Source organism: Coleofasciculus chthonoplastes PCC 7420 (assembly GCF_000155555.1).
Taxonomy (GTDB): Bacteria; Cyanobacteriota; Cyanobacteriia; order Cyanobacteriales; family Coleofasciculaceae; genus Coleofasciculus; species Coleofasciculus chthonoplastes_A.
This window is the reverse complement of record NZ_DS989841.1, coordinates 140,170-162,956: the sequence shown is the minus strand read 5'-3', so window position 1 is coordinate 162,956 and position 22,787 is coordinate 140,170. Positions and strand designations below refer to the sequence as shown.

Annotated in this window: 20 protein-coding genes; 2 read left to right on the top strand and 18 right to left on the bottom strand. The window is 39.7% G+C overall.

What is annotated here, in order from left to right; translation table 11 throughout:
• Window positions 1-20: 20 nt before the first annotated feature.
• Window positions 21-1,436, top strand: a complete 1,416-nt coding sequence (locus MC7420_RS00695) for an NCS2 family permease (protein WP_006098082.1) — start codon at window positions 21-23, stop codon at window positions 1,434-1,436.
• A 54-nt stretch (window positions 1,437-1,490) separates the two neighbouring features.
• Here MC7420_RS00695 and MC7420_RS00690 read toward each other — a convergent pair whose 3' ends face one another.
• On the bottom strand, window positions 1,491-2,150 hold the full coding sequence (locus tag MC7420_RS00690) for a YdcF family protein (RefSeq protein ID WP_157452970.1): 660 nt from the start codon (window positions 2,148-2,150) through the stop codon (window positions 1,491-1,493).
• Window positions 2,147-3,343, bottom strand: a complete 1,197-nt coding sequence (locus MC7420_RS00685) for a glycosyltransferase (RefSeq protein ID WP_044204135.1) — start codon at window positions 3,341-3,343, stop codon at window positions 2,147-2,149. The genes MC7420_RS00690 and MC7420_RS00685 overlap by 4 nt, the downstream gene beginning before the upstream one ends.
• Before the next feature lie 33 nt (window positions 3,344-3,376).
• Between MC7420_RS00685 and MC7420_RS00680 the strand changes: the two genes are divergently transcribed.
• Window positions 3,377-4,333, top strand: coding sequence for a sulfotransferase family protein (locus MC7420_RS00680; RefSeq protein ID WP_006098017.1), 957 nt, complete (start codon window positions 3,377-3,379; stop codon window positions 4,331-4,333).
• A gap of 119 nt (window positions 4,334-4,452) precedes the next feature.
• Here MC7420_RS00680 and MC7420_RS00675 read toward each other — a convergent pair whose 3' ends face one another.
• From MC7420_RS00675 to MC7420_RS00600, 16 genes are all read right to left on the bottom strand, one after another.
• Window positions 4,453-5,640: a glycosyltransferase family 4 protein gene (locus tag MC7420_RS00675; RefSeq protein ID WP_006098182.1), complete on the bottom strand. Its 1,188-nt coding sequence runs from the start codon at window positions 5,638-5,640 to the stop codon at window positions 4,453-4,455.
• Between the two features lie 203 nt (window positions 5,641-5,843).
• A complete protein-coding gene (locus MC7420_RS00670; RefSeq protein ID WP_006097898.1) occupies window positions 5,844-7,166 on the bottom strand; it encodes a hypothetical protein in 1,323 nt (440 codons plus the stop codon).
• Window positions 7,153-8,382 carry a glycosyltransferase family 4 protein gene (locus MC7420_RS00665; protein ID WP_006097897.1) on the bottom strand — a complete coding sequence of 410 codons (1,230 nt, stop codon included), beginning with the start codon at window positions 8,380-8,382 and terminating at the stop codon, window positions 7,153-7,155. Before MC7420_RS00665 ends, MC7420_RS00670 begins: the two co-directional genes overlap by 14 nt.
• Entirely contained in the window at window positions 8,375-8,932 is a 558-nt protein-coding gene (locus MC7420_RS00660; RefSeq protein WP_006098279.1) for a methyltransferase FkbM family protein, read from the bottom strand. Before MC7420_RS00660 ends, MC7420_RS00665 begins: the two co-directional genes overlap by 8 nt.
• A gap of 221 nt (window positions 8,933-9,153) precedes the next feature.
• Entirely contained in the window at window positions 9,154-10,314 is a 1,161-nt protein-coding gene (locus MC7420_RS00655; RefSeq protein ID WP_006098031.1) for a glycosyltransferase family 4 protein, read from the bottom strand.
• Window positions 10,315-10,382: 68 nt separating this feature from the next.
• Window positions 10,383-11,114 (bottom strand): sulfotransferase family 2 domain-containing protein, encoded by a 732-nt coding sequence (locus MC7420_RS00650; protein WP_044204411.1) that lies wholly within the window; start codon window positions 11,112-11,114, stop codon window positions 10,383-10,385.
• A 63-nt stretch (window positions 11,115-11,177) separates the two neighbouring features.
• Entirely contained in the window at window positions 11,178-12,080 is a 903-nt protein-coding gene (locus MC7420_RS00645) for a hypothetical protein (protein ID WP_006098293.1), read from the bottom strand.
• Between the two features lie 35 nt (window positions 12,081-12,115).
• Window positions 12,116-13,228 (bottom strand): glycosyltransferase, encoded by a 1,113-nt coding sequence (locus MC7420_RS34720; RefSeq protein ID WP_006098204.1) that lies wholly within the window; start codon window positions 13,226-13,228, stop codon window positions 12,116-12,118.
• 88 nt (window positions 13,229-13,316) lie between these two features.
• Window positions 13,317-14,474 carry a hypothetical protein gene (locus MC7420_RS00635; RefSeq protein WP_006097972.1) on the bottom strand — a complete coding sequence of 386 codons (1,158 nt, stop codon included), beginning with the start codon at window positions 14,472-14,474 and terminating at the stop codon, window positions 13,317-13,319.
• Entirely contained in the window at window positions 14,467-15,468 is a 1,002-nt protein-coding gene (locus MC7420_RS34715) for a glycosyltransferase family 2 protein (protein WP_006098051.1), read from the bottom strand. Before MC7420_RS34715 ends, MC7420_RS00635 begins: the two co-directional genes overlap by 8 nt.
• Window positions 15,469-15,498: 30 nt before the next feature.
• A complete protein-coding gene (locus MC7420_RS00625; protein WP_198016341.1) occupies window positions 15,499-16,326 on the bottom strand; it encodes a sulfotransferase family 2 domain-containing protein in 828 nt (275 codons plus the stop codon).
• Between the two features lie 48 nt (window positions 16,327-16,374).
• Window positions 16,375-17,295: a sulfotransferase gene (locus MC7420_RS00620; RefSeq protein WP_006098162.1), complete on the bottom strand. Its 921-nt coding sequence runs from the start codon at window positions 17,293-17,295 to the stop codon at window positions 16,375-16,377.
• Window positions 17,285-18,475 (bottom strand): glycosyltransferase, encoded by a 1,191-nt coding sequence (locus MC7420_RS00615; RefSeq protein ID WP_063711998.1) that lies wholly within the window; start codon window positions 18,473-18,475, stop codon window positions 17,285-17,287. Before MC7420_RS00615 ends, MC7420_RS00620 begins: the two co-directional genes overlap by 11 nt.
• A 15-nt stretch (window positions 18,476-18,490) precedes the next feature.
• Entirely contained in the window at window positions 18,491-19,981 is a 1,491-nt protein-coding gene (locus MC7420_RS00610) for a calcium-binding protein (RefSeq protein WP_006098126.1), read from the bottom strand.
• Window positions 19,982-20,132: 151 nt separating this feature from the next.
• On the bottom strand, window positions 20,133-21,356 hold the full coding sequence (locus MC7420_RS00605; RefSeq protein ID WP_006098103.1) for a glycosyltransferase family 4 protein: 1,224 nt from the start codon (window positions 21,354-21,356) through the stop codon (window positions 20,133-20,135).
• Between the two features lie 417 nt (window positions 21,357-21,773).
• Window positions 21,774-22,772, bottom strand: a complete 999-nt coding sequence (locus tag MC7420_RS00600) for a glycosyltransferase family 2 protein (protein WP_006098219.1) — start codon at window positions 22,770-22,772, stop codon at window positions 21,774-21,776.
• Between the last annotated feature and the right edge of the window lie 15 nt (window positions 22,773-22,787).

Below are 22,787 nucleotides of genomic sequence, written 5' to 3'. Positions count from 1 at the left end.
GGGCATCTCAGGCGACACTTATGAGTCATCATGATCCAAATCAGGAGCATTCCCCTGCTAATCCGTCTGGACAACCAGCGAAACAGCCGGGAGTTTTGGCTAAATTCTTTAACTTTGATCGATACCACACTACGATCCGCATAGAACTATTGGCAGGGTTCACCACCTTTATGACGATGGCTTATATCTTGGTGGTGAATCCGGGAATTTTATCCGATGCTATTTTTTTACAAGCATCAGGAGATTTGTTTAATGAATTGGTCATCGCCACAGCACTTTCTGCGGCAATTGCTACCCTAGTTATGGGATTGTGGGCGAATTACCCCCTTGCCCTTGCCCCTGGTATGGGACTTAATGCCTTTTTTACCTACTCGGTGGTATTGGGATTAGGCATCGACTGGCGGATTGCCCTTTCTGCTATCTTAATCGAAGGGTTGATTTTTATTGCCCTAACCCTGTCAAATGTCCGTCATTTAATCGTCAAAGCGATTCCCGATTGTCTGAAACGGGCAACAGCGGCTGGAATTGGCTTATTTATCGCCTATATTGCCTTAAGTGGGGCGGGGATTATCGCTGCTGATGCAGTGACGAAGACGAAGTTAGGAGATTTGAGTCAACCTTCGACATTAATTGCGATCGCGGGTATCCTAATTACCTCGGCATTTGTCGCCCGTCGCCTCACCGGGGCGCTGTTATGGGGGATTTTGGCAACGGCGGTGCTAGCCTGGATTCTGGGTGTGTCTCCGTTACCCCAGGGGATTATTGGTGTTCCTGAGTTACCTGTGGATTTAGTTGGGAGTGCGATCGCGGGATTGGCGAAAATCAATCAGGTGAATAGCTGGGATTTCCTGGCGGTGGTGTTTGTTTTTCTGTTTGTGGATTTATTTGACACCGTGGGTACGCTGACTGGGGTGGGGATGCAGGCGGGGTATATTAACGAACAGGGAGAATTGCCTAGGGCGAATCAAGCATTGATGGCGGATGCGGTGGGGACAACGGTAGGGGCGGTTTTGGGAACCTCGACGGTGACAACCTATATTGAGTCGGCTTCGGGTATTGCTGAAGGGGGGCGCACGGGATTTACGGCTGTTGTTGTCGCGGTTTTGTTTATGGGTTCGATCTTCTTTATTCCGTTACTGTCGGGAATTCCAGCTTTTGCTACGACGCCAGCGTTGGTGATTGTGGGGGTATTGATGGCTGGAAATTTACGGGGGATTCACTGGGATGATCCGGCGGAGTCTATTCCTTCCTTTTTAACGATTTTAATGATGCCGTTGACGTATTCGATCGCGGAAGGGTTGGCGATTGGATTGATTACTTATCCTTTAATTAAAGGGTTTCAGGGGAAAGGAAATGAAGTCGCGATCGCGGTGTGGGTTTTGGCGGGGATTTTTGTGCTGCGTTTTATCGTGATGGCGATGAATAGTGGTGGATGAGTTTAAGGGAGTTCCCCGATAAGTTGTACTTTTTTAACGCAGAGGACGCAGAGGTTAGCGCAGAGGTTCGCAGAGGTTCTCATAAATAATATAACTAAGAAATAACAAAGGACGAATGACAAAGGACAAATGACTAATTAATTGTGGCTTAAGTCTAGCGCCAGTATGACCTGTAATAATCCAGAGGAGGGCGCGAATGCTGTCACGAAGAATCCGTAGCCAGGATTCAGGAGGTTGGTTGGAGGGTACGGCGACGGGGGTGAAGGTGATGCTTTGGCTTCCCAGAACCAGAATCGCGATCGCCTTGGCTCTAGGGATATGATAGTCTGAGGTGATTAGATAGATATGTTGAATGTTTCGGCGTTTGAAGTCCGCCACGAGAGAGGTAAAGTTGGTGACGGTATCGACGGCGCGATAGTCGAGATGAACCCGCTGAATCGGAATATTGGCGTTTTGGAAAATAGCATACAAAACGTCTGGGGGTGAACCACTGGAAACCCAGATATCGAGGGAAGGGTGAGTTTGGGCAAATTGGGCTGTAAATTTTTCGCGATCGCGCCCACCGCCTAAGGTTAGAATAGCTTGGGGATGAGGGGATTGGTATTGTGCGATCGCCAGCCGCAGGGGAATGATACCAATCAATAGTAAGATGAGGGTAACACTGACCCAACCCAAAAAACGATATCGTTTGTGACAGCAATAAACACCCTTCACTGGCTATAGGTTAAATCTTCTGGTAAAGGTTTTCCTTCAATAATAGCAGTGTAAACTCGGATCAGTTTTTTCGCCGCTTGTTCCCAAGTATAATTTTGAAAGATGAATTCACGGGCGCGAGTTCCCATCGCTTTGGCTTGTTCAGGTTTATTTAAGCAGTCAATTAAAGCATCAGCAATAGCATCGGTATCAATTGCCACAACATGAGCGGCTTTAGCATCAGCCGCTTCGGGGAAATTGCAGCCTGTGGTAATTATACAGGGTAATCCTGACGCCATTCCTTCTAAGACAGATATACTGAAGCCTTCCGAGTAAGACGGAGCAACGTATAGAGTAGCGGCGGCTAGAGCTGCATATTTCAATGATCCGGTGAGCATCCCTGTAAAAGTGACAGCATCTAGACAGCTTGCTTGTGTAAAATAGCGCTTAGCTGTGGGCAAAAAGCCAATATTATCGGGTCCAGCTATAACTAAATGCGTCTGCGGAAACTGACGATGAACTTTAGCAAAAGCAGGAGCGAGTAAATCTAGTCCTTTTTTGGGATCAAGGCGACCCAAAAACAAAATTAGGGTTTTATTTCGGGTTATCGAAAATTGATGGAAGAAAATATCAGGGTTTGCTAATTTGGCAAATTTTGGCGGGTAGATGCCATTAGGAATAACAAATCTAGGAGTTTTAAACGCCAAATCCTTCATATTCTCACCTTCAGTACTGGCAAGCACTTGGATAGCACTAGCCTGTTGGAGAGCTGGTTTTTCAAATAAAGCGTAGTAATATTTTTTTTTCCAGGCTTTGTGAGATAATGCCCAAGGTTCTAGCATGCCATGGGGTGTGACAATGTAAGGAATTCTGGAGAGCCTACATATCCATTGGGCAATAGAAATCAGAGGACAAAAAATAGTATTTGTGTGAATTATGTCGTAGTTCATTCTATGGCTAATGAGCCACCGGAGTAAAGATGGGCTGACAATTAAGTCGTTTCTATACCAACACGGAAAATACTTGATTTTATAATTTTTGTATACAATCCATGATTTTAGAGTATAATCTAATCTATCTTTGCCATTGGCATTCGTTGCAATCACATCGACAGATATATTAAATTTGCTAATTTCTTGTACAACTTCGATAATAACTTTTCCCGGTCCCCCATAATGATTCCCCAAATAGGGAGTAATCCATAAAACCTTCATTGTTGTTTAAATTGATTAAAAATTAACCTCAGAATGATTGATACACTCAAGCCTTTGTTACGCTCCTTCAAATATAGTTGGCTTAACTATAGTGCTGAATTAAAAACTAGACATTATCAAAATACAAACTCTACTTTAGATTCTCGGCAACTGGTCTTTTTGATCGGTTGTGGTCGTTCCGGTACTACTCTACTTGGTTCTATTTTATCTCATCACGACAATATTTCCTATTTATTTGAACCTTACCATCTCTGGGCAGCAATTGATCCCAAAACTGATGCCCTCAATCTTTATTCTCAAATCGAGCCGAATTTGTTAATGAATGCTAATTACTGGAGTGAGACTGCACAAGCTCGTTTCAATTATTTAATCCGGGGATATAAAAGTAGCAAAAACAAGGGTGTAATGCTTGAAAAAACACCCTTAAACGCTATGAGAATTGGCTATCTTAACGCTTTTGCTCCCAAAGCTAAGTTTATTCATCTTGTGCGAGATGGGGTAGATGTTTCCCTTTCCATTGAACGTATTGCCTCAATCAACAGTTATAAAATTTTTGGGAAACCTCAACTCAATCAGTGGTGGGGAGTTAAAAACTCTAAGTGGAACGCTTTGTTGCGAGATGGAATAGTCGCCGGATACTTCCCTGATGAAGTCCATCATCTCCAAAACCACCGTTCAAAAGCAGCGTATGAATGGCTAGTCAGCTTAGGTGAGGTAGATAAATGGCGTGAATATCTAGGTTCTCGTGTCTATGAAATTACATACAATGAGTTGACATTACAGCCAGAAACTACATTACAAAATATCTGTAAATTCTTAGAATTAGATAGTCCCCCAATATGGTTGAGTCAAGCCATTCAGATGATAAAACCGCCTAACTTGAGCCAAGCCAATAGAATTAGTTTACCATCAGCCATGTGTGAGGCATTCAACTCTTATCAAGAACGATTTGCTTTCCCAAATCGGGCTATCCCCTTAAAACTTATCTGAAAAATGATGAATTACAGGCTAAGCTGTCATGCATTTAAATTGGGTATTAGTAGCGAGCAAGATGCTCACACTACAAGGCTTTCGGCGTTATTGATATTAAGGTTTAAATGCCGAACAGCTTACTGTGACTTGAACATTAGTGCAGTTTCAATTGCTTTAAATAGACCTTCAGCAAAATGCTGGGGACTATAATTCGCAACAATAGTTTGGCTGAACTTCCCCATTTTAATACGTGCCTCTGAAGATTTATGATGCATGGCTAATAAGGTATCAGTCATATTTTCTTGACTTTCTGGATCGAATAATAAGCCATTATAACCATGACGAACAAGTTCATGACAAGCTCCTACCGTATGACTACATAATATTGGCAACCCAGCCGCACAAGCTTCATTCACAACTAATCCCCAAGGTTCTTGTATAGCAGGATGCACAAAAGCCTGGGCCAAACCATACCAATCGGGGATTGCTTGGTAACTGATAAAGCCGGGGAGATGAACACAGGCGTTTAGTCTTTTCTGGCTAATAAGCGTGCGAATCGAGGGTTCTTCTTCGCCACTACCACAGATAACAATATCCCAAGCTTTCTCTTTTCCAATTTGTTGCCGATAAGCAAAAAAAGCTTCTACAAGACAAAAAACATTTTTGCGTTTAATCAACCGAGTGACGACCAAAAAATAGGGGTTTTTGGGTATCTTGGGCTGGCGTTGTCTTGCCGCAAGCGGATTTTTACGTGCCTCCTCTGCACCTAAACAAAAATATTGGTTATCGACAGCATTGTAGCCTAGAAAGATACGATTTTTATCAAAACCTAACTTAAGTAGATAATCTTGATGAAGTTGACCTCCGACCAGGGCGGCTTTATAGTTTCTCACATACAGCCAGGATTTTATCTGTTCTTTCCACCATTGTCGTCTTTCATCATCCCATTTACTTTCGCTCATTAAAATTGCAGGAACTCGGTGTCGCTTACTCCAAGTCAGTGCAGCTTTAGATATAGGAAAACCCCATCCAGGAATCGCCAGAATATCAGGTTTTAGACTGTCTAGACAAGAGGGAATTAAAGAAGCTGCCACTTTTGACCAAGGACGGCGATCAATAGTAGAGGGAGTCGTTTCTGTGGGCAATAATGTTTTCAGGGGAAATTTAATTTCATTCTTTATATTCCCCCAGGGGCGTTCTTGGGTATTATCCGTAACTTGGACAGCAGTTAAGCGCCAATTTTTGGGTTTACAGGCAACAGATGTCGCATTTAGGCGAGCCGCATGATAACCTCCAATATTATAGAAAATCACTACAATATGCATATTTTAAGTCGTAGTCAATACTGAATTAGTTCAATCAAATATAAAAGTTTTAAGTGTGTGGATTACACCCAAACGTAGGGGCGCCATCCTTGCCATTGGTGTCAACTTAAGGTCGAAAACCAATGCTGGCAAGGTTTTCAGCTATGTCTATTTACTACTCAAAATTTCCCGCTCATTGATGTCCCGCATCACACCAGAAATTGCTATACTTCTTCATAAGTCGGATCATAATCCTGGATATGATAGGAAGGTTTCAATCTAAAATCTGCCCGTTTCAACCAGAGTAATAGAAAGCAGGGCCAAAAAGCCATACCAATCCAAGCATAAATTCCAGCCAAGTCGCCGCCCCGCAAGAGTGGGATTAAACAGGCACAGAGGATGGCACGGATAAGGGTACTGGCAAAGGGTTGCAGCTTAGTTGTATAACGAATGATCGTTGCCAAAATTACTCCATAAAGTGAGGAGCCTAAGACAATACCAACGATACCAACCTCAGCGTAAAATGAGCCAAATAGAGTCGGTGAAATTCCCAACGTAAAACCCGTATTTGCAGTGATCAGTCCCAGTTGATTCATATAGCCTCCCACAGGTTTTTCGGGCCACAATGCTCTGGGAATTGGACGAAGCAGAACCTCTATATGCTCCATACCCCAGCGAAAATCTAACCGTTGGGGATAAACGTCTCGGAGCAGCACAAAACCATCGAGCATATTCGCATCTTCTGCACTAGACGCACGTTCCCAAGCCGCTTGATTCAAAAGATCAGGATTTAAGTTGGGGTTACGTAGAGAACCGGCTACAGCAAACATACCAATAGCCACGATCGCAATAGTAGAGAGAATCAGGAGGCGAGTTTTTGGTCTATAGGAAGAGGCAAGAATGATACCACTAGCGCTAAGCCACCCTAAAAACTGAAATCGTCCACTACTACTGAAGGTGAAATTTGCCAAACCCAGCAGAATTGCAACGGCACTAATTTTACTGAGTGGTTGAGAAAATCCGCCAAACTTCCAAACACAAATGATTAGGGTAGCTACCCCAACCAGGACAAAGGGAAATAGACGGAGGTAACCACTAATTTGGAAAGCGAGGGAGCGTCCGGAAGCAACTTGGGCAACAATGTTAGAGCGAGTGATACCAACTAAGGGCAAGCAAAATAAACCCAATAGCAGGACTTTTGGACGTAGCCATCGTAACAAGAAAGGGTCTGCCTGGGAAATAGCGATCGGCAAAACTTGTCGTTGTCGCACCATATAAGTTGCCAATAGGCAGATCTGACCCAATACTATGTAACTTAAAGCAACAACACCTGCCTCATTGGTAATTGGAGTAAAGCCAAAGCTGCCTAGATTAACCCAGCGATCTATACCACTAGTGACAATCAAGTATCGATAGGATGCTACGTAAAACAGAAAGGTACTAATGAGTAATGGGATTTCATCATTGCGCCGCAGTAACCATATTACACTGATAACCAGCAGTGCGAGTTGAGTGAAAACCAGTTCTGGGTATTCAAAGATGTGCATAGGGTAAAGATTGAAGATGGTGATGCAACTGCGATAGGCTAAACTCAGACATATCACTAGCTGCTTCGGCAAAGGCTTGGAGCTGCCCAGGATTATTTAAGCAGAATTCAAGGGCGAGAGCGATCGCTTCCCCGGTGACTTCTGGTAAGATTAGCCCATTGACTCGATCGTTCACAACTTCACCACAAAATCTGGACGCTATTATCGGCAGCTTCCATGCCTGTGCTTCTAGTTGAACCAAGCCAAAACCATCAGATAGGGTAGGAAATAGGAAAACATCGGCACGTTGATAGTACTGGGTTGTTTGACGGCGAGGGATGGAACCAATCCACTGCACCTTCCCGTACATTTTAGCTGACCTAGCAATGCCTAGAGAACCAACTAACCAGAATTCTATCGGTTGATCTTGTAGTAGTTTAGCCGCCTCTAGCAGTGCGGCAACGCCTTTGCGTAGTATCACTTGACCGAGGAACAGCACTCGTAAAGGACGTTCAGCCGAGAAAGCTGAGGGGTAAATTCGCTCAAAATTGCTGGCTGTCTCAGGGGGGTTGTAGGCAAGGGGAATAATATTCATCTTATTGACCGGAATTCCGACTTGTTGCAAGGCTTGGCTTGACCAGGGAGAATTAACGATAATTCGGTCAGCTAGTAAACATTCTTCTTGCCAGTTCATCCAGTATTCAGGTGGTGCGGGTTGCCAAGTAGACTGGTAGTCCGGATGTCTAATATGTTCCTGTCGAACTAATGTTTCCTCGACAGATCCGGGATCGATTTGACCTAGTATAGTTTGCCAACCCTGGGTTTTGGCATAGCGGAAAAGTTCTAAGGCTGCATAACTGTAGGCAAAGAGGATAGGACGAGCGTTAAGTTTTGGCGTGATGGTTTCGAGTAACTCAACAGCTCGTTGTTGAAACCAGTGATTACGGGCAATAAGACGTGTCCATCCTGAGGTTTTTTGCAAGCGTTGCGCCAGCTCAAAGCGAATCAAAGAGTGAGTGAAGGCGTTAACAGAGGCTTGGGCTAAGTCAGGGTGGAAGCGATCGCGTAAATTCGCTAACCAATGTGTAGGTAACAAGTTTAGTGGAGATTGAGGTAATACCCAAGCATCGGTGATCAGGTGAGCTAGTTTTCCCTGTTGGTGTAATGCCCGTGGGATAGCATAATGTTCACGGGCTCCCAGTTGACAGCAAATCCATGGTGGCACTTGATCAGACATTCGCTTTATCCGGTCGAGTGGTAACCCACGATGTTTTGATGGTGCGCGATTCTGAACCTAACAGCCAATGAGGTTGGAGTAGACGAGTATCTACTGCTCTTTTAGCTTTATTAAAGAAATCCAGTACTGGATCAAGTAGATGGTCACCATGAACTTCGACAACCCAGTGATGGGGTTTTTGAAGTAAGCAAGTTGCCCCTTCTCGCACATCAACTTCAGAACCTTCCACATCTACTTTGATTAATAAGGGCTTTCCATGCAGTGATGGACGTTCATCATAAGCTTTGTCTAATGTAATCGTCGATTCATTGGAGATAGAACCCACAAACAGGGGAATGAATTCAAAATTAATACCAGCATAGTCAGACCAAGTAGCGGGAATTAATAAGGCAGCTTGTTCACATAATCCCGGTTCAAAGGCAATGATGTGACCCAGTTTATTATATCGTTGGAGCGCTTTGGCACACCCATAGGTAAAATAGCCATCGTTAGCGCCGACATCGAACACAACCTCAATATCAGGAATAATTTGGTTAAGCCAAGGGTTCAATATATGCTCGTAAATGCCAAGGATCTTTCGCTTGGAACAGGCGGGGTTCAGGATAAGGCGAGCCCCCCTAAAGGGACCTGCTAATACTCTCAAAGGAATCGGTTCTTGTCTTAGATAATAAATAATATTCATTTAGCTAAAAAAACGAATCAATAAACTTGTGAAGGCATGGACTGAGGTGTGGGACAAGTAATATCCAACAGCATATCTAGGATGAAAAATTATTTGACAGTTTCTCTTTTTTCTTTAAATGCTTCTAATATTAATGAGGCATTTTTTGACCATGAATTTTCTATTAAATACTGTTTCCAATTAGGACTAATGGGATATTCTAACCATCTTTTCAAACCTATTATTATCGAATCTATACAATCAGGATATACCCAAATTCCCAGTTGATATTTTTTTACAACTGATTGTAAGAGACCTGAGCCGGCTGAAGCCAAACAGGGTTTTTGGTAGTTAGCCGCTACACTCAAAACACTGCTTGCAGACTTAAAATTATTACTATAACAAAGAACAGTCAGATCCGAAGCTATAAATAGATTGGCAACTTCTTGCTGTGGAATCAATCCTATTTTCCACCTACATCTTTCTGCAACTCCCACTTTTTGGGCTAAATCCTGATAAAAAACAACAGGTTTTTGAGATGAAGAATTTTCTTGACCAGCTACAATTAAGTAAATATCAGAAAAATTAGCTATAGCCTGAATCACTAAGTCGAGATTTTTATTATCTCGAATATGACCAAAAGATAATAATACTTTTGCGTCAAGTGGTAGCTTCAATCTATCCCGCATTTCTTCTCTAGAAGAATTAGGTTTCGGAAAATAGTAAGCTCCAAAAGGAATCACCGTAGTTCGTAATTTAGGCATAGGCTTAATTGTATCTAATTCAATAGCTTCATGCACAAAGGCTTCTCGCAGGAAAGAATAACCACAAGCAATTGACCAGCGATGCCACCACAATGGACCTAATACGGTATTTCGCATAGGATCGTGAACTATAGCTCCAAATTTAACTCCCCTTTTAGCCAACCCTCGTAAATATTTTGACCATAAAGGAGCTAAATATTCTATATAGGAACCTAGTAAAACATATCTAAAATCATTTTCTTCAATAAAACGAGCTAAAGTCTTAAAATTTGAAAGAAGTATTGAAGATGAGTAAATTTTCTTCAATACTTTATTATTTAGCGGCTGACTTGGATTTATGTCTTGCAGTATAGGTACAGTTTTATAAGTTTCTCCTCTACTAAGTGGATACTTATTAGTGCATAAAAAAGTGACATCTACACCTAAATCAATTAGAGCATTTGCTTGTTCATGAGCGTAATCTGCAATTCCTCCATAACTAGAAGGCGAGTAGTACAAGAGTTTCATAATACAAGGACATTATGGAAAATATAGATATTGTATATTTTAATAATTATAAAATAAAAAAAATTGTTTTACTTAAGTTTTGATAATTTATTTAATTTAAATTTAATTTTTTCTAAATTAAAATATTGGCTCAGAATTAAAGTATCGCGAAATAAATAACTAATCTGATTCCAAGTCGAATTCTCAAATGTATAACCAAAAACTTTTAAATCTTGCCAGTAAACTTTGTTAACAATTTCTATAGTTTTGTCATTATAGTAATGGGCATAGTATTTGTGTTTGCTTTTTAATTTGTGACCAATAAAACCAAAGTAATTTACTTTTCTTTTAACTACACTTAAATCATTTTTAAAATTCTCTACTTTGCCGATAAAATCAACAAGAATATTTCCTTGACTGTCACATAAAAATTCTGCTTGTGGCTTAAAATGTGTAAGCTTATTCACATCATTGCATTCAAGCAAGTTAAGGCAAAATTTATTAAAATCTCTCTTATATTTTAGGAGATAATCATTATAAATTTTTCTATCATATTTATTCGTACCCCTTAAATTGTTTAAGTAAAAAAAAGCTGATACAAGTCTATCAAAAGGATTCCTAACAAAAGAGAATTTGAAGTACCTTTCAAATTCATCGGGAAACCTTTCTCTGTATTCACTTGCAGTTAAATGACCTCCTACGTAGTCTCCACTTATATTTCGCTGATCGTCAAATAAAGAACTAGTTTCAATGCTAGTGCCACCTGCTTTAGGTACATGAACAAATATACATTTGTAATGATGAGAAATTTGTACAGCCATAACTATCGTTTATTTGCTAGCCACTTCATCACTATATTATTTAATTTTTAATCCTACGAGTTTTTATCCTAATTTAAATTTGCGAAAAATTTTATTTTGGAGCAAAACAGTTTGATTTATTATGAGATTAACCCAGAATAATATATTTCTATTTTGGACAAAATCAATCATTTTTATTTTTGATGCTCCTTGAAAATGTAAAGTATTAAATTTGACTATCTTTCTATTAAGATTATTTTTACAATAAGGTTTTCCATTGAGCCAAAAAATATTCTTAAATCCATTTTGCATTTCATAGCCACCAAAATCTGTATCAATACGCTCATCAAAAGTATACATCAAATCTTTCCCAAACACATCGCTTATAATACCTATTTCATCCGAGTGATAAGCGCGAAACTTATGAAAAAACGTCATATCGGAAATTCCTCCACATCCATGTTTTTCAATAAACTTACTATAATGATCATGAAGCCAAGACTTTTTGCTTGGTTCATTATAATGCTGCTGAATGAACAGGCAAAATTCTCCGAGTACATTTTTGTTGCTCACAAAGTTGGTATGAGCGGAATAACCAACCATTGTCATACCAAAATGAGCCAGCTCATCCGCAGGTGGATCAAGCAAATCATAAATTAGTACGTCAGAATCAAGATAAACGCACCTTGGAATATCGGGTCTTTGTTGTAGAAACCTATACAATATAAACCATCGCTCAATACAAAATCTTTCAAAAAGTTCACCATTAGTACTGAGATGAACGTAGTGTTTTAGAGAATATCGAGAATTATCAGTATAAGCTTTAATTAAATAATGATCTATGCCCAGAAGCCAATGATAATGAATATTGGCTTGATCTCCCAGAAGGATAATAGGAGAATCAGGGTTACTCTGTTTTGCTTGCCAAATAGATTGAAAAAGGCAATTTGAATTCCCATAGTGAATGAATATTATCGGGATAGTCATACTATATCATATCTCTGATAGAACCACTAATTATTTTATAAAGATTTTGGTGTTGGTGTTATAGTCGTGCTTAGTTCAGTTCCATGTGCTTTAGGGTTTTGATAAATACGTACTCTACAATTGCGGCAGTGTTTTATTCCATGTAGGAGACCTAGAATATAGCTACTGATTCCCACAATTTTTGCAAGATACTCAAAAATTAAAAGCCTGATTAGAGGAAACTTTACATCCAGATCAGCAAGACTCGTAGCTTTAGGAAGAAAGCGAAATATCCGATGAATTATAGAACAGGCAAAGATTAACAGTGTTGTTAATCCATAATATAACCATGGAGAATCAGCCAAAATAAGAAAGCTTCCCAGGATACATAAAAATTCAGTGAGCAAGCGTCCGCCCACAACAACAAAATTTTTTCTAGCCAGGAATGCTTCACCCAAGCCATAAAAATTTCGTTTTTCCTCTTTTAGATATTGTTTAAGATAGTCAAATCGATGCCAGTAGCAACGCACAATCGGTGCAGCCGCAGCTTTATATCCATACTTTTGCAACAGTAAAATGAATACATTATCGTCAGCCGCAAGAGTTAGGTCTTCTGGATATCCTCCAACAGCCTGCCACACTGCCTTCCGGTAAGCAATCGATCGTGAAGTTCCTTGAGCATCAGGAGTGGCTTGAAAAATATGTCTACCACGCAAAATGAATTCAGTTTTTGCCCAAGCAGTCTGAATATATTCAGGTTTAACTGCCCAGCTCCCAACAACATAATCCACTGTTCTGTCAAGCTCAAGCGGAGCAATTAATTCCTCTAACCATTTCGATTCCCATTGACAGCCGATATCTGTTGAAACAATAATATCAGAATTGAAATTAGATTTTTCAATAGCTATATTACGTCCACGCGCAACGTTACAGCCAACTTCTAAATAATATTTCAAAGGAAGTAGCCCATTTGCTGCGTATGAGACTAAGAACTCCCAAGTTCCATCAATTGAACCACCATCAACTATCACTATTTCGTCAGGATGATGACTCTGCATTTCCATTTCTTTTAAAAATATAGAAACCCCTTTTCGATCATTGAGTACAGTAGAAACTAGACTAATCATATTAAACGCTGGACTAGGATATTGTTTATAACGATGCAGCATAGCCTGACTTATAATATAATAGTAATAGGCAAGTGTAAATAGAAATTTATTAACAAACAAATAATGAAATTCATGTCAATTTATTATATTATGTTGAGTTAAGTTGCTGACAAGCTTTAACCCAATTGAATATGTTATCTGAAATATTTTGAAAATAAGCACGGAGAGAAGCATCCCAAAGAAAGCCATCTTGTTGTTCTGCCCATACCCTAACTTTTCCAGCCAGATTCACTGCTGCTTCGCTATAGCTAAAAGCTAAAGGCATTTTTTCTTCTAGTAGACACAGCATATCATCAATGATAACCATTCCAGCAAGCTCATGCCACAGATCTTGGTAAAGATTATGAGGTGAGCGACGATGCTCTACAATTGGACTGCCAACCCGAATCGAGTGACCAACGGATTGAACACACTTTTGCACAAAAAATCCACTAAATATATCTCCAAATCGATCCAGCTTCATACCTCTAATAGGAATTCCCATTTTGAAATAGTAGTAGGCAGGAATAGCATCACGAATCAGTGCTGTGTTTTGGGTATTGATAGGCATTAAAGTGCTTGAGGTGAGAAGAAAGCTCTCCAAAAACTTTTCTTGTGCTTCGCACCGAGTAACAAGACGAGTAGCCGCATCAACATCAGGATCGCCAGACCACAAGCCTGCATTGATAGCAACTAAACCAGTGCTGACTTGGGAATCGATACTTCCACAATTTGGATGGCGACGAGCGTAGGGAAATCCCCTTGCATAAACAGTACCTCGAACACCGAGAGACTCACAGTTAATGTCCATCAGAGAGCAGAGATTAAACCATCCCTCATGACCAACCGCTGTTGATAATGTCACTTTAGTGCCTACATGTTGGTGACCCTCCAGAAATGACCAGTTATTGCGTGGATAGTTGTCATCATCAATTGCGATAATGATATCACAGCGATCACGGTAAGCCATAAGAAAGCCTACATTGCGCCGATTATCAGACTTCCAGGGAATTTCAGCAGAAAGCTCAGGAAAGGGAGCAAGGAAATCTTCCTGTTCTTCTTTGCCCAGATAAATCCAAGGCAATCCCATTGCGTGGTAACGCTCAACTCGATCACGGCAAGATGGAGGGGTAGAGAGATCACCGACAACATAGAAACGGACGCATTTTAAGTTCTTGTTGTCTTTAAAATGCTTATAATATTCATCGAGAAAATTTCCATTATGAATAGTAGTAACAACAATTCCGTAAACTCTATCTTTAGGCATAAATTATTATTTTATTGATCAGGGCTTTAGCGCTATTTCCAAGACGATAACGAATACCTAGACAATACTGAATCAGACAAAAACCAAAAATTTTTCGTAGACGCAACGGTAGAGTATTAACCCCCCCAAGCTTTTCGCACTCTTTGAACCATTGATTTGCCAAGGCAAACGCTTTACGTTCGGTTGTGAAGTCTCTTTGACTATGAGCGATATTAGCCGTTGAAAGGAAGCAACGCATCAGCATTTCACACTGTCTAGCAGATGGCTTATCTCCATGAGACTTCAGAAAATCAACATTATAGGAAGTGACTGCTTTCATTCCCTCCAACCATCTCGGTGGATCGAAGTAATCGTTACGACAAAAAGATGTTTGTTTACGGTAAATAACACCACAATTATTTGAGAAAGCAACCAAACACTTGGTTAATAAACAAAACCAGAATGCAGTATCTTCGCTCACAAATGCATCAAGTTCTTCAACCCAAAAATAATCTTCAGTTAAAACAGAATGCCTAATCAGAGCGGCATGAACAGCCCAAGGTGCAAAAGCAATTGCGCTATCTCGTAACACTTGAATCGACTGTCCTATCCCTGATGGTTGCTTAATTATTCTCTGAGTAGGATTTTCATCATTAAATTCTTGCCAAGAGCAAGCAATAATGTCAATAGCATGATTTTGTCGAGCCACAGCTAGTTGTTGTTTTAGATGATCAGGTTCTAGTAAATCGTCAGCATCTAAAAACTGAATCCATTCTCCTTGAGCCTTCAACAATCCATAGTTACGTGCTGCCCCAGATCCTTGCTTTGGTGACTGCAAAATATGAATCCGTGGATCTGAAATTTGCTTAGCTTTTTCCAAACTGCCATCTGTTGATCCATTATCCACGATTAGCATTTCCCAAGTTGTATAAGTTTGGGAAAGTACCGATTGAATAGTGTCAAGGATATAAGCAGTTTTGTTATAAAGTGGTGTGATTATGGAGACAAGTGACATCAAACTAATAAGTTAAGTAAACTAGATATTTTATCTGAAACACAAAAAACTTCTATAAGTTTGATAAATTTTATTAAGAACGCTAAAAGCTAATACCTCAGCTTTGAAATATTTATCTTGTTTAAGTATTGATTTTTCAAACAAGGCTTCTCCATACTTATACAGTTCAATATCTAATTGATTAGTTTTGATAATTGAATTTAATATTTTTTGGGAAATATTTTGATAACTAAATGCTTTTTTTGTTTTGTTTCGTTGTATGTAAAAAGGCATTTTCCAACCAAAAACTTTTTTAAATAAAATCATGGTTTCATTAAATCTTTCTAATAGACCAACAACGGCAAAATGGGATTTTAAATTCGTCTTGGCTTTTTCCAAAAGTTCAAAAGAACATTGACCTACTCCAATTGATTCTTGTACACCAGATAATAGTCTAGTCTGACAATTGTCCAACTCTGGAGATAGACCACTACAAACATAGTCTCCTAAATTCATCTTCTGAGATACAACATCTTGATAAAGATAATGAGTGGGATTTTGAAGAACATAGTAATAGTGAGAAATAATTCGATCAACTGGATTCCGGAGTATTGTAATATACCTGCAAGGTATAGGTAAAAATTCATGTAATCCAAAAAACATGTGTCCTTTGAGAAGCCTTATTGCTCGATGTTGGGATTCAGGTAGATATTTGAACCGTTCTATAGATTCATGAAACATTTTTGATTGAATTGTAAAAATAGTGTCAGATGTATATTGCTTTTCTAGTATTCTCTGGAGTGTTACTCCTCCAGATTTTGGAATATGAATAAAAATCACTACTTGTTGTGCTTTTTCTGATTGTTCTATTTTTTTCATAAACATCCCGTTAGTCAATTCCTATTAATTGAATATTTCTTGCCAATATTACCAATCTTCAGAACAGTAAAACTTAATTGAAATATCTTCTACTTGAGTCCGGACTCTTTCAATCTCTGAAGGTGTAAGTCTGCTTTTCCAAAGTTCTATATTTTTTTGACTATGACGTTTTAGCTCTCCTGCCTCATAATCTTGTTTTCTGTCATTAACCCTACTATAGTCTAAAATAGTTTTTTCTATCGCTTCAGTGTAATCTAAGTTTAACGCATTAAATAATTTTTGAAATAGGATCAATGGATGTCTGGAGATATCTTCGTGACGAATAAATATCCAATCCGGATAATTTTTTTGATATTCGTCAATATAATAATGTATTATCCTCCATAATAAACTAGCTTGATCTATGATATCATATTCTTCTTCACAATATTTGGCAATCTCATCTGCAAAGGGTTGAAGATAATCTTTCATTAATAAAGGTTGCTCTAAAAAATGTGAGTACGGAAATACCCAGTTTAATCGTTTGAGACTGCTGACAAATGCTGCTGGATGCCTAATCAAAACCACGACATGCATATTGAATGTTGCTGCTAACCATCTAGCTGAAAAAAATGCCATCGGATCTTTGACAAGAGGTCTAATCCCGATGATATTACGCAGCATAAATTTACTTGACTTAGTTAACAACTCTAAAAAGGAATTAGGATTGTTTTCTATTTTAATATCTCCCCTAAAGTTATAAGCTAGTCCAAATGTATGTTTAAGATGATCATAAAAAATAGCTTCATTTTCTGGAGAAATATATTGATACCAAAAATTGAATTTACACCCACAACTACACTGGGGATGATTTATATTAAATGGTTCTCGAATATGCCGAACGGAGGGAGATGTAGCTAATATTTTACCCACCCAGCTTGAACCAGATCGATGGGAACCAGTTACTAGTATAGGTTTTTTAGAATACAACTTCCTGTCCTCCTTTACTCAAATTAGCTACGTCATGTAAACTATCAACAAATTGTTGTTGAATTTTTTCTGGATTAAACATTCCCTTTGCCCAGTCTAAAGCTTTATTTCCCAGATAATTTTGTTTCTCTGGTTGAGTTGCCAATTCTCTGATTGCTTGCACTAAATCTTTTTCCAAAGGGGAGGTTACAACTAACGCTGACTGATACTGACGTCCCCACTGAACGGCTGAACAATAGTCGGGTCCCCAAATAATAATGGGTTTACCAAACTGGCAGTAGTCCACTAATTTAGAAGGAAAACTCGTTTGCATCCGTGTTTTATATCGCTGTTCAAAAGACATAACAACAAGTAAGGCATGAGCCTGACTCAACTTATTCGTTAACAACTCTCTGGGAATAAAACCAGCATAGACTCCCTCTGCTTTAACCTGTTCCAACACAAGTTTAGACCAATCCGGCTGAGGTCCCAATAACTCTAACTGAATCTCACTAATTTCTTGGAATGATCTATATAAAGCTTGCAGCATTGAACTGTAAATTTCCGCCATAATTCCCGCATAAATGACTTTGAATTTACCCCCAAAGGTTAACTTTTCTGTTTTTGTCACTATCATAGATTTATCGGGAATGGGAAATAACACTTGTGCATTCGAGTGTGTTCCCAATGCTTGTCGCATCCCTTCACTGACACACAAGGTAAGCTGACTTTGCTGGTAAAGACGCTGAAATCGCCGGGTGATCACTCCCTGAGTCCAATCATGTATGTAAGCTAGGTGGGGCCACCAATCATGAAAGAATGTAACCAAGGGAATCCCCAACTGCACAGACATCTGCTGAGCTATCCAGCATAACTCACCGTGGGCTACGGTCAGAATTAAATCTGGCTGGTTTTGTTGGATATAATCCCGAAGCTGATTACAGTTATGAAATGGATAGAAACACTGACGGATGTCATGCACCCACCGAGACAATCTGGTATGGTTAAGCCGATTTAGGAGTGAGTTAGCTTTGAGTTGCACAATATTCTCAGAATTTACGGGCTGAGAATGATGGGTAGCTATGACTAGATGCAGGGCTTCCCACTGGGACAAATGTCTGTGCAGAACGACTTCACCTCCAGTCGTATTTCTGGGCAGTACCGACGAGACGAGCAAGACTCTCAAGCTTTTTAACTTCACTCCTGTAGCCGTCAATTAAACAAAGACAAAGTTAGCACTAGCCAAACCCCCGGCAGCAATTAAATCGACTCCCCTAACAATAGCAATAATTTCATGAGAACCGATTGGATTATCCAACAGTACTTGTGTTCCTCCCGATGCATTTAATCTCAATCGATAGGTGGGGTTAGCACCTAATTGAATTTTATCTGATCCAATAGTAAAGTCTCTAATCGTGGCATATTCTTTGTTTCCAGCCGTTGTCGGATCACCGTCATTGTAGAATGTCGTATTACCAAAGCCAAGGACAAAAAGATCAGATCCAGAGCCACCAATCCAAGCATCTACACCATCATCCGAGCCTAAGTCACCAATCAGCCTATCATTACCTTCACCTCCCTCAAGTCTGTCACTACCACTACCACCAGTTAACTCGTCATCTCCTACGCCACCAACCAGTTCATCATTACTTGCACCTCCAAGGAGTTCGTCATTGCCTGCATTGCCCTCCAAGGTATCACTACCTACACCCCCAGTGAGAATATTGCTCTCATCATTTCCAATCAGAATAGTACCGTTATCATTTGCTGTACCGTTAATTGCACCAAATCCACTCAGGAGTATGAGTTGCTCTACATTAACAGGTAGGGTATAGCTAATCGAAGAGGTAACGGTATCAAAACCTTCACCAGAATTCTCAATAACCAAATCCCCTAGATCCCCAACGCCATACCTGTCATCACCTATCCCTCCCCTCATTTCATCCGCGCCGCCAAGAGCATTGAGAAAGTCATTGCCTGCACCACCTGTTAGGATATTGTCGAGTGAATTTCCTTGAATATAGTTGTTCAGATCGTTACCGTTACCATTCCTTACGCCTTCTCGTAGAAACAAAGCCTCTACATTGGCTGGTAGTGTATAGTTATTAGCAGCAGTATTAACAACGAAGACAACATCGTTGCCTTCACCAAAATTCTCATTAACTTGATCTAACAAGCTATCCACAAAGTACGAGTCATCTCCGACTCCACCAGTCATGTCGTCATTGCCTTCTCCCCCATTAAGTTTGTCATTGCCTGCTCCCCCAATCAGAATGTCATTGCCTTGATAACCATTCAGGGAATCGTTACCTTCTCTCCCATCAAGGATGTTCTCTACAGCATTGCCAAGGATTCGATTGTTGAGGTTGTTGCCTGTACCGTTAATTGAACCAGAGCCAACCAGCAATAGATTCTCGAAATTTCTTCCTAGTGTCCAGCTAACCGTAGAAATAACTTTATCAAACCCGCCACCTGAGCTTTCAATGAGATTATCGGGCTTATCATCGGAATCAACAATATATGTATCATCGCCTAACCCCCCTTTCATAATGTCGCTACCTATTCCTCCGACCAGTCGATCATTGCGCCTGCCCCCAATTAGGGTATCGTCTCCTAGACCGCCGATGATTAGGTTATCCTCTAAACCAAAACCTTGTGCCAAGGCGTTTAAAATATTATTACCATCAGTTCCTGTAATCTTAGCCATGTTTATTCGTTCCGTTACACTATTTCTAGCCTATCTTTCTCTGCTTAGAGCCTAATCCGCATAATTACTTAACGACAATATAATCTATAAAATTTTAACAAATTATCCTTGATTCTTTACAAAAGAATATCTTAGACATAGGTCTTCTTATTTAAGAATCTAATACTTTCCCATATAATTGTAAATATCGTTGAGCCTGCACTTCTAAAGCATATTCCTCCAATATTATCTCACGACTCTGTTGACCCAAGCGATCGCGTAATGCTTGGTCTTCTAGAAGCTGCATGATACCCGCGCTGAAATCCGATGCATCCTCGGGTTGAGCTAAGTAGCCAGTAATCCCTGGACGAACGATATCCGGAACACCACCTACTTTAAAGGAAACAACGGGTGTAGCACAAGCCATCGCTTCTTGTGCGACTAGGCCAAATGCATCGGCACGAGTTGGGAAGAGAAATAAGTCCGCTGCCGAATAGGCAATGGCTTTGAGGCGATCGCTACCAACAAAGCCGAGGTTTAGGCTGGGTATCCCCAGGGATTCCACCATTTTTTCACCCCGATTACCCATAATCAGCAGAACTATTTCGCTTTTGAGAGAGTCGGGTAAACCCGAAAGGGCTTTTAGTAGTAGATCCCCGCCTTTGCGGGGATTCGTCAGACTCTGTGCGCCAAACATCAGAACTTTTTTGCCCCTAGTTATACCCAGTAGAGAGCGACACAACTCAGGATCGAGTGGCTGATAGGCTTGGGTATCAATACTATAGGGGATGTGATGAACAGGTAAACGTCCTAGCATACTTTGCTTGGCTTGTTCCGCTAACCAGTGACTCGTGGTCGCCACTGCAACTAGATGGGAGTGGCTATATGCCCAATGCTTCAGCTTCCACTCTAGATAAGTGTTATCTCTCTGGATAGGTGGATAAGTATCAGGATAGGGACAGTTCCCGCAACCTATTTTCCAGCGATCGCAGTCAAAACTGTAGGCACAATGTCCGGTAATGCCCCACATATCATGTAAGGTCAAGATTGCAGGTTTGTTTTTGGTTAATGATGGTAGGGCTAAATAGTTAAAGTAGCCACTATGGAGGTTGTGAAAATGGAGAACATCGGCAGCTTGATAAAAAGGGTGTTTGGCAATCTCAAAAGTACTGGTTAAGTGAATATCGTTGAAGCCTAGATGTTTAGTTAAGCGACGAATTTGATAGTCTAAGCGGCGTCTGGGTGGTATTGCAGCTACGCGATCGCTACTGGTTGTGACGATATCGACCAAAAGTCTGGAATCAATACCTTGAGCCAGTAAACCTTGATGCAGACGATGGACTGCGATCGCGGCTCCACCTGTAATATCAGATTGATTAATATGTAAGACTTGCATCTAGTTGATTTAATTGCGGAGGTTATACTGTTCTCAGTTAACTCGTTTAAAATATTTTATGACATTTTATTGATGTCTTGATAAAGATTTTCGGCTTTTTTCAACAAAAAAACAATGGTCATGATTCTCCAATTCTTGAATGATTAGATTTTTTATTTCATCTTTTTTAGATGAAGGAGTACATTTTTTTTGAAGTGCAGGTTCAATGGTGTTGATTTTATCGAAAATTGATTTCAGAAGAAGAAAAGTATAGGTAGTATAACTGAGGTTGTTTACTTAATACAAGAATTATAGTTAATGAATTGTAATTAGTATATTTTTCTAAAAAGATAATTAATTTATAATGGATTTTGTTTTTAATTTTTCCGAGCATTATTTGATTGATTCCAACAATAAGAATTTAACTTGATTAATTAATCATAAATTCAACAACATTTTACTTTTGATTCTCTGATAGAGCGCCCCCCAAAAATAGCGATATTTCCAGACTTCTTTCCAATAAGGCATTGTGATCATGAAGAACGACGACAACGAGTTAGTATCTTGGTTGAATTTTAAAGCTGAAATGTATTCAAAAAGAAATCTAGATCTTTTCCATTTCAAGGGCAGACTACAATAATTTCTATTAACAAAACTATCAAATACTTTTAAAATTTCACGCCTAAAATAAATTTGTTTGCTCACTGTTTTTGAGTTTGGATGCCTGCGAATTTTTGCAATCAATTCTTCGATATTGTGAACATTGAATTCAGGAAGTAACGCTAGACGTAAATACAAATCATAATCCATACCATAGTGAAGTGATGTATTCAATCCATTAACTTCTATACAGCTTTTTCGATTCATAAAGATAGCCGGTTGGGGAACTGCCCACTTTTCCCATACACAGACCAAATCATTAAATGTTTGAAAACATCTAGGTGCTAACATTGATTCTCCTTGACCGAAAACAGTTAACTGTCCACTATAAATTGTCGCCTCAGAATTAGTTTGATAGGCAATGGCAATATTATATAAGGCATTCGGTTCAAGAATATCATCCGAATTCAACCAATTCCAGATTATACCTGTACATAAATTAAATCCTTTTTGAATCGCATCAGATTGACCTTGATCTGGTTCACTAACCCAATAGTTAAGCCAAGGTTCGTATTTCCGAATAATTTCAACTGAATTATCTGTACTTCCACCATCAATAATGATATATTCTAGGTTCGGATAATTTTGTAGCAGGACTGACCGAATCGTTTCTTCGATAAACTGTCCTTGATTATAACTGGGAGTAATAATGCTAATTCTCGGATATTCATGACCATTAGGTATTTGATTGGGTACGGATATAGTTTGTGTAGACCAAGGCCATTCAGATTCCGCAAATGATGGTGGTAATTGCTCAAGATCTATGATTGATTGCATGATAATTAATAGATA

Coding starts and splice junctions, on each gene's coding strand:
- MC7420_RS00695 (WP_006098082.1), top strand. CDS start 21: ATGAGTCATCATGATCCAAATCAGGAGCATTCCCCTGCTAATCCGTCT.
- MC7420_RS00685 (WP_044204135.1), bottom strand. CDS start 3,343: ATGAAGGTTTTATGGATTACTCCCTATTTGGGGAATCATTATGGGGGA.
- MC7420_RS00680 (WP_006098017.1), top strand. CDS start 3,377: ATGATTGATACACTCAAGCCTTTGTTACGCTCCTTCAAATATAGTTGG.
- MC7420_RS00675 (WP_006098182.1), bottom strand. CDS start 5,640: ATGCATATTGTAGTGATTTTCTATAATATTGGAGGTTATCATGCGGCT.
- MC7420_RS00670 (WP_006097898.1), bottom strand. CDS start 7,166: ATGCACATCTTTGAATACCCAGAACTGGTTTTCACTCAACTCGCACTG.
- MC7420_RS00665 (WP_006097897.1), bottom strand. CDS start 8,382: ATGTCTGATCAAGTGCCACCATGGATTTGCTGTCAACTGGGAGCCCGT.
- MC7420_RS00655 (WP_006098031.1), bottom strand. CDS start 10,314: ATGAAACTCTTGTACTACTCGCCTTCTAGTTATGGAGGAATTGCAGAT.
- MC7420_RS00650 (WP_044204411.1), bottom strand. CDS start 11,114: ATGGCTGTACAAATTTCTCATCATTACAAATGTATATTTGTTCATGTA.
- MC7420_RS00645 (WP_006098293.1), bottom strand. CDS start 12,080: ATGACTATCCCGATAATATTCATTCACTATGGGAATTCAAATTGCCTT.
- MC7420_RS34720 (WP_006098204.1), bottom strand. CDS start 13,228: ATGCTGCATCGTTATAAACAATATCCTAGTCCAGCGTTTAATATGATT.
- MC7420_RS00635 (WP_006097972.1), bottom strand. CDS start 14,474: ATGCCTAAAGATAGAGTTTACGGAATTGTTGTTACTACTATTCATAAT.
- MC7420_RS34715 (WP_006098051.1), bottom strand. CDS start 15,468: ATGTCACTTGTCTCCATAATCACACCACTTTATAACAAAACTGCTTAT.
- MC7420_RS00625 (WP_198016341.1), bottom strand. CDS start 16,326: ATGAAAAAAATAGAACAATCAGAAAAAGCACAACAAGTAGTGATTTTT.
- MC7420_RS00610 (WP_006098126.1), bottom strand. CDS start 19,981: ATGGCTAAGATTACAGGAACTGATGGTAATAATATTTTAAACGCCTTG.
- MC7420_RS00605 (WP_006098103.1), bottom strand. CDS start 21,356: ATGCAAGTCTTACATATTAATCAATCTGATATTACAGGTGGAGCCGCG.
- MC7420_RS00600 (WP_006098219.1), bottom strand. CDS start 22,772: ATGCAATCAATCATAGATCTTGAGCAATTACCACCATCATTTGCGGAA.